Source organism: Bifidobacterium imperatoris, from assembly GCF_002860405.1.
In the GTDB taxonomy this organism is placed as follows: domain Bacteria; phylum Actinomycetota; class Actinomycetes; order Actinomycetales; family Bifidobacteriaceae; genus Bifidobacterium; species Bifidobacterium imperatoris.
The window spans coordinates 72956-80092 of the sequence record NZ_NMWV01000008.1 but is presented as its reverse complement, the minus strand read 5'-3'; the positions used below and the strand labels follow the sequence as shown (position 1 = coordinate 80092).

General features: G+C 57.1%; 5 protein-coding genes. 2 read left to right on the top strand and 3 right to left on the bottom strand.

Translation table 11 applies throughout. The annotated features are described in order from the left end of the window. Window positions 1–488: 488 nt before the first annotated feature. Window positions 489–1379: an ROK family protein gene (locus tag Tam1G_RS03635; RefSeq protein WP_101625489.1), complete on the top strand. Its 891-nt coding sequence runs from the start codon at window positions 489–491 to the stop codon at window positions 1377–1379. Window positions 1380–1425: 46 nt separating this feature from the next. Here Tam1G_RS03635 and Tam1G_RS03630 read toward each other — a convergent pair whose 3' ends face one another. The 3 genes from Tam1G_RS03630 to Tam1G_RS03620 all read right to left on the bottom strand — a co-directional run bounded on the left by Tam1G_RS03630 (window position 1426) and on the right by Tam1G_RS03620 (window position 5711). Then, window positions 1426–2223 carry a TetR/AcrR family transcriptional regulator gene (locus Tam1G_RS03630; protein WP_101625488.1) on the bottom strand — a complete coding sequence of 266 codons (798 nt, stop codon included), beginning with the start codon at window positions 2221–2223 and terminating at the stop codon, window positions 1426–1428. Between the two features lie 65 nt (window positions 2224–2288). Then, window positions 2289–3113, bottom strand: a complete 825-nt coding sequence (locus Tam1G_RS03625) for an alpha/beta hydrolase (RefSeq protein WP_101625487.1) — start codon at window positions 3111–3113, stop codon at window positions 2289–2291. 93 nt (window positions 3114–3206) lie between these two features. Continuing rightward, entirely contained in the window at window positions 3207–5711 is a 2505-nt protein-coding gene (locus tag Tam1G_RS03620) for a glycoside hydrolase family 94 protein (RefSeq protein WP_101625486.1), read from the bottom strand. 252 nt (window positions 5712–5963) lie between these two features. Between Tam1G_RS03620 and Tam1G_RS03615 the strand changes: the two genes are divergently transcribed. Continuing rightward, on the top strand, window positions 5964–6875 hold the full coding sequence (locus Tam1G_RS03615) for a biotin--[acetyl-CoA-carboxylase] ligase (RefSeq protein WP_101625485.1): 912 nt from the start codon (window positions 5964–5966) through the stop codon (window positions 6873–6875). Window positions 6876–7137: the final 262 nt, after the last annotated feature.

Here is a 7137-nt window from a genome sequence, read left to right as displayed (position 1 = left end):
CGCCTTGNGGTACTTCGCGCACGGCGCATCCATCATCAGCCACACCTGGACCAGCAGCTCGCGCGACTGCTCCGAATACCGCTTCGGCCGCTCCGCGGGCGACATCGACGGCCTGCCGCGCCCGGCTTCCGTGAGTCTGCGTCTCGCGGTGCTCCTGCCGATTCCCAGCACGGAGCACATCTCATCGAGGATGCGTCCCTTGTCCTTCTTCGACGCCTTCATGTATTCATCCCTGAATCTCAGGGTGACCTGCCGCTTCGTCGCCATGCTGATCCTGTCTTCCATAAGACAAGCCAAACAGGACCGATACCGTTCGCGCTCATTCCCGATGAGGCACCACCACACCCTACGCGCTCAAAAAACGTGAGGCACGTCGGTCATCAATACGAATAACAAGGCCTGTTAAACTACCGGTATTGCTCCGTTTCATGCTGGTGTGAAAGCGTCAACGAGGCGAAAGGAGTAGCCGGAACAGCCGAGGAGGGCATATGGAAAGCACGCGTGTGCTGACATTTGATGTGGGGTACAGGTTTATTCGTCATGCTGTGGTGACTGACGGTATTCAGGATGTGCCGGCCGCTTTTGCCACGCCAAAGGAAGATTCCGAAGCCTTATTCGACGGTATTGCCAATGTGGTGCGCCAGCAGCAGGAGCCGATTGATGGTATTGCGCTGAGCCTGCCCGGATTTGTTGATGTCAAGAAGCAACGTACCATCACCGGCGGTGCGGTCAATGCCCTGTATAAGCAGAATGTGGGCAAGGAATTGCGCCGCAGGCTCGGTGATGATCTGCCTATTTGGGTGGAGAATGATGCGAATTGCGCGGCCATCGCCGAACGATACGCCGGCAATGCCCGTAAACTCGATGATTTCGTGGTGTTCACCATCACCGATGCCGGTGTGGGTGGCGCACTGTTCTTGGATGGGCATATTCGCCGCGGCCGTGATTGGCGCGCGGGCGAACTCGGCATGATGATTACGAACTATCAGACCGAAGGCGCTCGCTCGCTGCATGAATACTCGGCCACGGATCGACTGAGTGAACGCTATGCGGAGAAATTCGGTGGTCCTGCCGAAATTGTGGTGCCTTCCAGCCTGTTACGCCGCATGAATGATCCGGAAGTGCGCAACATCGTGGAGGAGTGGGCACAGTACATTGCCGTGGGCATCTACAACGTGGTGGTATCGCTTGACCCTGAATGCGTATTACTGGGTGGAGCGGTATGCCAGGAGACGGCATTCATGCCGTTGGTGGAACAGGCCTTAGACACGATTCCATATTGGAAGGATTTCGCTACCCCCATCAAACGCTGCCGCAACGTGAGCTATGCCGGTTTGATTGGCGCCTACTATGCGTTCGTGACTGAGCTTCGGAAGTAAGCAGAGTTTACGCGTGTGCACAATCACGCGTGCCATATTGTGGCTTTTACAGTTCCTTTGCTGCGAGCGTGAATTCTTGCAGACACTGTCCGCTTGCTGGGTCGTATTCGGACGGGTCACGGAAACCTTGCCAAACATTCTCCGGGAAGATCTCTTCGGAGAATGCCATCCATTCCTCCAACAGATTGACGGAATGATCGGCAAGCCAGCGATACTGCAGACCATCCATCGCAGACATTGACAGCGTGTAGAGATGGTAGAGCCGCTCCTCATCGTATCCGGGCGGCAGAATCCAGTTCATCGAACCAATCTGTTCCCAATTGCGCAAATGGCGGCCGATGAAGAACCGGTGGGCAGGGTGCGCAGGATTCAAAGCCTCACCGTTGAGCATTGAGAACAATTGCACCATTTCCGGGCGCTGCAGGTTGTACAACACCACATTGACGCAGTAGCGCGGGAAGCAGTAGCAGAAATGACCATCGAAATCGGTCACGGTAGAAGTGGAAGCATTGTATTCGTCGGCCTCAGGCGTATCGTACCCCTCAGCGAGCACCATGTTGAGCAGTTCGTTCTTTGAACGAATGTAATGGTACAGCGCTGCCTCAGTAATGCCGATCTCGTCGGCGATATCCTGCAGCGACATGCCCCAGAATCCTTTGGAGGCAATGACCTTGACGGCGGCCTGCATGATTTGCAGATGCCGTTCCTCCGGGCTCATACGCTTGCGCTTTTCAAAAGTAGTGCCGGACGTGGTATCGCGCACCACGGCTTGGAGGGTGGTCCTGGATGCCGCGGGCCAGCTGTTCTGATCCTGCAAGAATTGTTCCCATGCTGCAACGGGCATTGATGACCTCCCTCCAATGGAAATGTGTGCGCTCACAATGCTTCAATAGTGTACGCTATCGGACACTATGCGAACAATCGCTTCATCCAGCTGATGGCGAGCTCGGGCCACACCTGCACGCATTCGAATACGCAGGCAGGATTCGCTTCCCATGCAGTTTCGATGGTGCCGAGCGCAAGTCCATGACCGCCCTCGGGGAAGAGATGTGCCTCAACCGGCACCTTGGCAGCCTTGCATGCGGAAATGAGCTCGAGGCTGTTCTCTACAGGCACGCAATCGTCAGTGACGGTATGCCAGAGGAAGACCGGCGGCGTCTTAGCGTCGATATGCTGTTCGATGGAGAGCTTCTGGAGCCATGCATCGTCGGCGTTTCGGTCGTCGCCGAGCAATGCATCGAAGCTACCGCGATGGGCGTATTCGCCGGAAGTGATGACCGGGTAGCCGAGAATCAGTGCGTTCGGGCGAACCTCATCCGGGTCATAGCCGTGAGCCTGCTCGTCATCGTCGCCAGCGGAAGTGGCGAGATTGGCGGCAAGGTGGCCGCCTGCGGAGAAGCCGGCCACAGCAATACGGTCGGGGTCGGTATGCCATTCGCTGGAATGAGAACGAATCAGACGCATGGCTTCAGCGGCTTCGCACAAGGCGGTCGGATACACGCTGGGTTTGCAAGAATACCGCAGTACGAACGCGTTGTAGCCGGCGCCCACGAACTTCAGTGCGATGGGCTCGGCCTCGCGGTCGGAAGTCATCTCATAGCCGCCACCGGGAATGATGAGCACGGCCGGGCGCTTGCGGTCAAGATCGACTTCCGCGGAATTATCAATAACATACCCGACGAATTGCGCTTGAGTGCCATCAATGCCTTCAATGGTGCGATCAATGTATTGCATGGGAATCCTTTATCAGCGGGTGAGGGCTGGCATGCGTCGCGTGGACGCTGCATGAACGCCAACCCTCACAATAGGTAGGCAAATGGATATCGATCAGAAGGTGACGGTGACCTCAATGTCATCAGCATCTTGTGCGGCTGCTCGCACCAGAGTGCCGTCAACAGACTGTCCGTTCACCGTGAGCGTGCGCTCGCCGGTGCGCTCCAGAGCAATGTGATAGGTCTTGCCCTGGTACTTGCGAGTGACGTTGAGGTTCGTGTATTCGGCGGGCAGATGCGGCTCGATGGTCAGACCGTCGAGCGTCGGGCGAATACCGAGCAGATACTGGGACACATCCACGAACGTCCAAGCAGCAGTACCGGTGAGCCAAGAGTTCTTGCCCTCACCAGGCACAGCAGCCTCAGGGCCGGCCACCATCTGGCAGTACACGTACGGCTCAACCTTGCGAATATCGGACTTATCCTCCAGCCATGCCGGGCAGTTGCGGCGGTAGACGGCGAATGCTTCATCATCATTGCCGGCAACAGCATTGGCAATGGAAATCCACGGATTATTGTGGCAGAAGATGCCGCCGTTCTCCTTATATCCGCGCGGATAGGTGGAAATCTCACCCAATTCGATGCGGTAGGTGGAGTAGGCAGGAGCGAGGATGGCAGTACCCCACTCGCAGGTCAGGCGGTCGCGTACCGAAGTGAGCGCAGCCTGGGCCTTACCATCGTCGAGACCAATGCCGGCCATAACACACATGCCCTGCGGTTCGATGAAGATTTGGCCCTCGTTATCAGTGTGGGAGCCAACCGGACGAGAGTAAGCATCGTAAGCGCGGACGAACCATTCGCCATCCCAGCCAGCGGTCTTGACGGCCTCGGTCATATCCTTGATTGCCTCGCGCACATGAGCAACCTCAGCGCTGGTCTCGCTGGAGGACATGCCGCAATCAGGGCCGTAATGCTCGAGAATATCCGCGTACTGACCGCCGTAGAGCACGAACATGCCGCCGATGAACACGCTTTCCGCAATGCCGGTGTCGTTGTTCTCCACAGTCTGGAAGCTTTCGCCCGGGGTGGCGGAGAAGCAGTTCAGGTTCAGACAGTCATTCCAATCCGCACGGCCGATCAGCGGCAGCTTGTGCGGGCCGAGATGGGTCATCGTGTAGTTTGCGGAGCGGCGCAGATGTTCGAGCAGTGGAGCCTCGGAGCCTTCGACGTTGTTGAACGGCACCGGTTCGGTAAGAATGCTGGCATCGCCGGTTTCGGCAAGGTAAGCGTAGGTGCCGGCGATGAGCCACAGTGGATCATCGTTGAAGCCGCCGCCGATATCGGCGTTGCCCTTCTTGGTGAGCGGCTGGTACTGATGCCAAGCGGAACCATCCTCCATCTGGGTGGAGGCGATGTCGATGATGCGCTCGCGTGCGCGCTCGGGCACAAGGTGGACGAAGCCCAGCAAATCCTGGTTGGAATCGCGGAAGCCCATGCCGCGGCCGGTGCCGGACTCCCAGTAAGAAGCGGAGCGGGACATATTGAAGGTGACCATGCACTGGTACTGATGCCAGATGTTGACCATGCGATCCAGGCGTTCGTCGCCGGATTCGACGGTGTAGATGCTCAGCAGCTGGTTCCAGTAATCCTTGAGCTCGGCCAGTGCGGCTTCGACCTGCTCGATGGTGGCGAAGCGCTCATAGAGGTCGTGGGCGGGCTGCTTGTTGATGATGCCCACCTTGGCGGGATCGTTCGGATCCTCCCACTTCTGATCGGTGGGGACTTCGATATAGCCGAGCATGAACACCAGAGAGCGAGTTTCACCCGGCTGCAAGGTCAGGCGCACGCGGTTTGCGGCAATCGGCGACCAGCCATGTGCATAGGAGTTGCGGGCGCGGCCTTCGGCGATAACCTGCGGGGTGTCCCAGCCGTTGAACTGGCCCAGGAAGGTTGCGCGGTCGGTGTCGAAGCCGATAACCGGAGTATTCACAGACCAGAATGCGTAATGGTTGCGGCGCTCCTTGAACTCGGTCTTGTGGTAGAGCAGGGTTGCGTCTTCGCGCTGCTCGATTTCCACCTCGCCGGTGGACAGGTTGCGCTGGAAGTTCGTGGAGTCATCCACGGCGTTCCACAGGCACCATTCCACAGCGCCGGTCACATCTACGGTCTTAGTGGAGTCGGTGGTGTTGGTTACGTCAAAGCGATTGATTTCCGCGTTGGTGTGCAGCGGCACAAATGCGGTCAGCGTGGTCTTGATGCCGGACTTTGCGGCTTCGAACACGGTGTAGCCAATGCCGTGGCGGCACTGGTAGGAATCCAGCGGGGTCTTGGTTGGCAGGAACGTGGGAGAGAAGGTTTCGATTGGGGTTGCGTCGGCGTCTTCGCCGCTCATAATGCTCACGTAGTAGTTGCGGGCGCCGTTGTCGGCAGGTACGCCGTTGTAACGGTAGCGGGTGATGCGGCGCAGTTTGGCGTCCTTGTAGAAGGAGTAGCCGCCGGCGGTGTTGGAAATCAGTGAGAAGAAGTCTTCGTTGCCGAGGTAGTTGATCCAAGGCAGTGGGGTGGCGGGAGTCTCGATGACATACTCGCGGGCTGCGTCGTCAAAATGACCGTATCGCATGATGTTCCTTTCGGCTGCTTCATTGCTGCTGCGGCGTTGTGGTCGTTTTCTGTGCCGCATTGTGCGTCTTTGGTACTGCATCAGCATAGCACTTATTTATAAAGTTATAAATAAGGTTGTGGTGGGCGTGTGGTGACTTTGCTCACCTGTGAACGTTCACATGGTCACGATATGCAGAAGAGCTTGATATTGAGCCGATTTTCATGGGATTTTTGGGTTTGGAATCGTGATAAATGAGGTAACGTTTTGCCCATGATGCTTGCACTACAGACCACGACGCCTCGGCTGCCAAGAACCGAGGCTGTTGCGAATCGGATCGTCAGTGTTGCCGAAACCGATTCCACTAATGCACTGGCCGCGCAGATGATTGCGGACGGCTCGCTGGTGTTGCCATCTGCGGTTGCCGGTTCCGGAACCGAGCGTGATCGTCTGCCTATCGCTCTGGTAGTGGCTGATCGTCAAGTGGCCGGGCGTGGACGCAACGGTCACATATGGATTAGCCAGCCCGGCTGCTGCTCGACGATCTCCTATGTGGTGCGACTCCCTCGCGCCATTGCGTTGAATCCGTCCGTGAACGGATGGCTACAGATGATTGCCGGGCTCGCTACTTTAGATGCGCTCAACGGCATGATTGAGGAATCTGGTGCCTCAATGATTGATGCGGCGCATTTCCTTGAGCTGAAATGGCCTAACGATGTGTTTTGCCACGGTTTGAAACTCGGTGGTCTTTTGTCTGAAGTGGTGATGATCCCGGGTTCGGAAGGAGCCGCCGATGGTGACGTGGCATTGGTGTTCGGTGTCGGCCTGAACCTGGCTTTAGGTCCCAGCCGATTGCCTACGGCGAAGTCCACGTCATTGCAACTTCATGCCACCGGATTGCCATCGTTTGATGCGATGCAGGATGCCGTGGCGGTTCGTGAAGTTGAGGAACTCGGCCGGCGACTGGCGGAATTCGTGGTTGATCCGCAAGGTCAGGCCGAAGCATTGCGCGCGGAGATGAGAACCGTATGTTGGGCTCGTGGCCGGGAAGTTGAGGCGCACTTTACTGATGGCTCTTCACTGGTGGGTGAAGCCATCGGACTCGACGACGATGCCTCCCTGGTGTTGCGCACCCCAGATGGTGTGGACCACATCGTGCACACCGCCGATGTCGGGGTACTGTAACCCGTCTTCCTGCCTTTATCCCTCTGTCCTTATCTTCCGTTTTTAGGTTCTAGATTCTAGGACCTAAAACTTTGGTCCTTCATACTTCGTTCCTTCGTCTCCGTCCTCTCCTCCAACCTCGTTCCCACCCTTCGCTGGCGCAAGAAATTCGGGTAAAGAGGGTGAACCTCCCAAAATTCTTGTACTGACAACTACTCAGTGCAAGAATTCCGGAAATCAGCCCATAGTTCCCGAAATCCTTGCGCTCACGGTTGTTCAGTAC

What these genes read in the sequence shown, in the direction of transcription:
- Tam1G_RS03635 (WP_101625489.1), top strand. Translation starts at nt 489, where the DNA reads ATGGAAAGCACGCGTGTGCTGACATTTGATGTGGGGTACAGGTTTATT.
- Tam1G_RS03630 (WP_101625488.1), bottom strand. Translation starts at nt 2,223, where the DNA reads ATGCCCGTTGCAGCATGGGAACAATTCTTGCAGGATCAGAACAGCTGG.
- Tam1G_RS03625 (WP_101625487.1), bottom strand. Translation starts at nt 3,113, where the DNA reads ATGCAATACATTGATCGCACCATTGAAGGCATTGATGGCACTCAAGCG.
- Tam1G_RS03620 (WP_101625486.1), bottom strand. Translation starts at nt 5,711, where the DNA reads ATGCGATACGGTCATTTTGACGACGCAGCCCGCGAGTATGTCATCGAG.
- Tam1G_RS03615 (WP_101625485.1), top strand. Translation starts at nt 5,964, where the DNA reads ATGATGCTTGCACTACAGACCACGACGCCTCGGCTGCCAAGAACCGAG.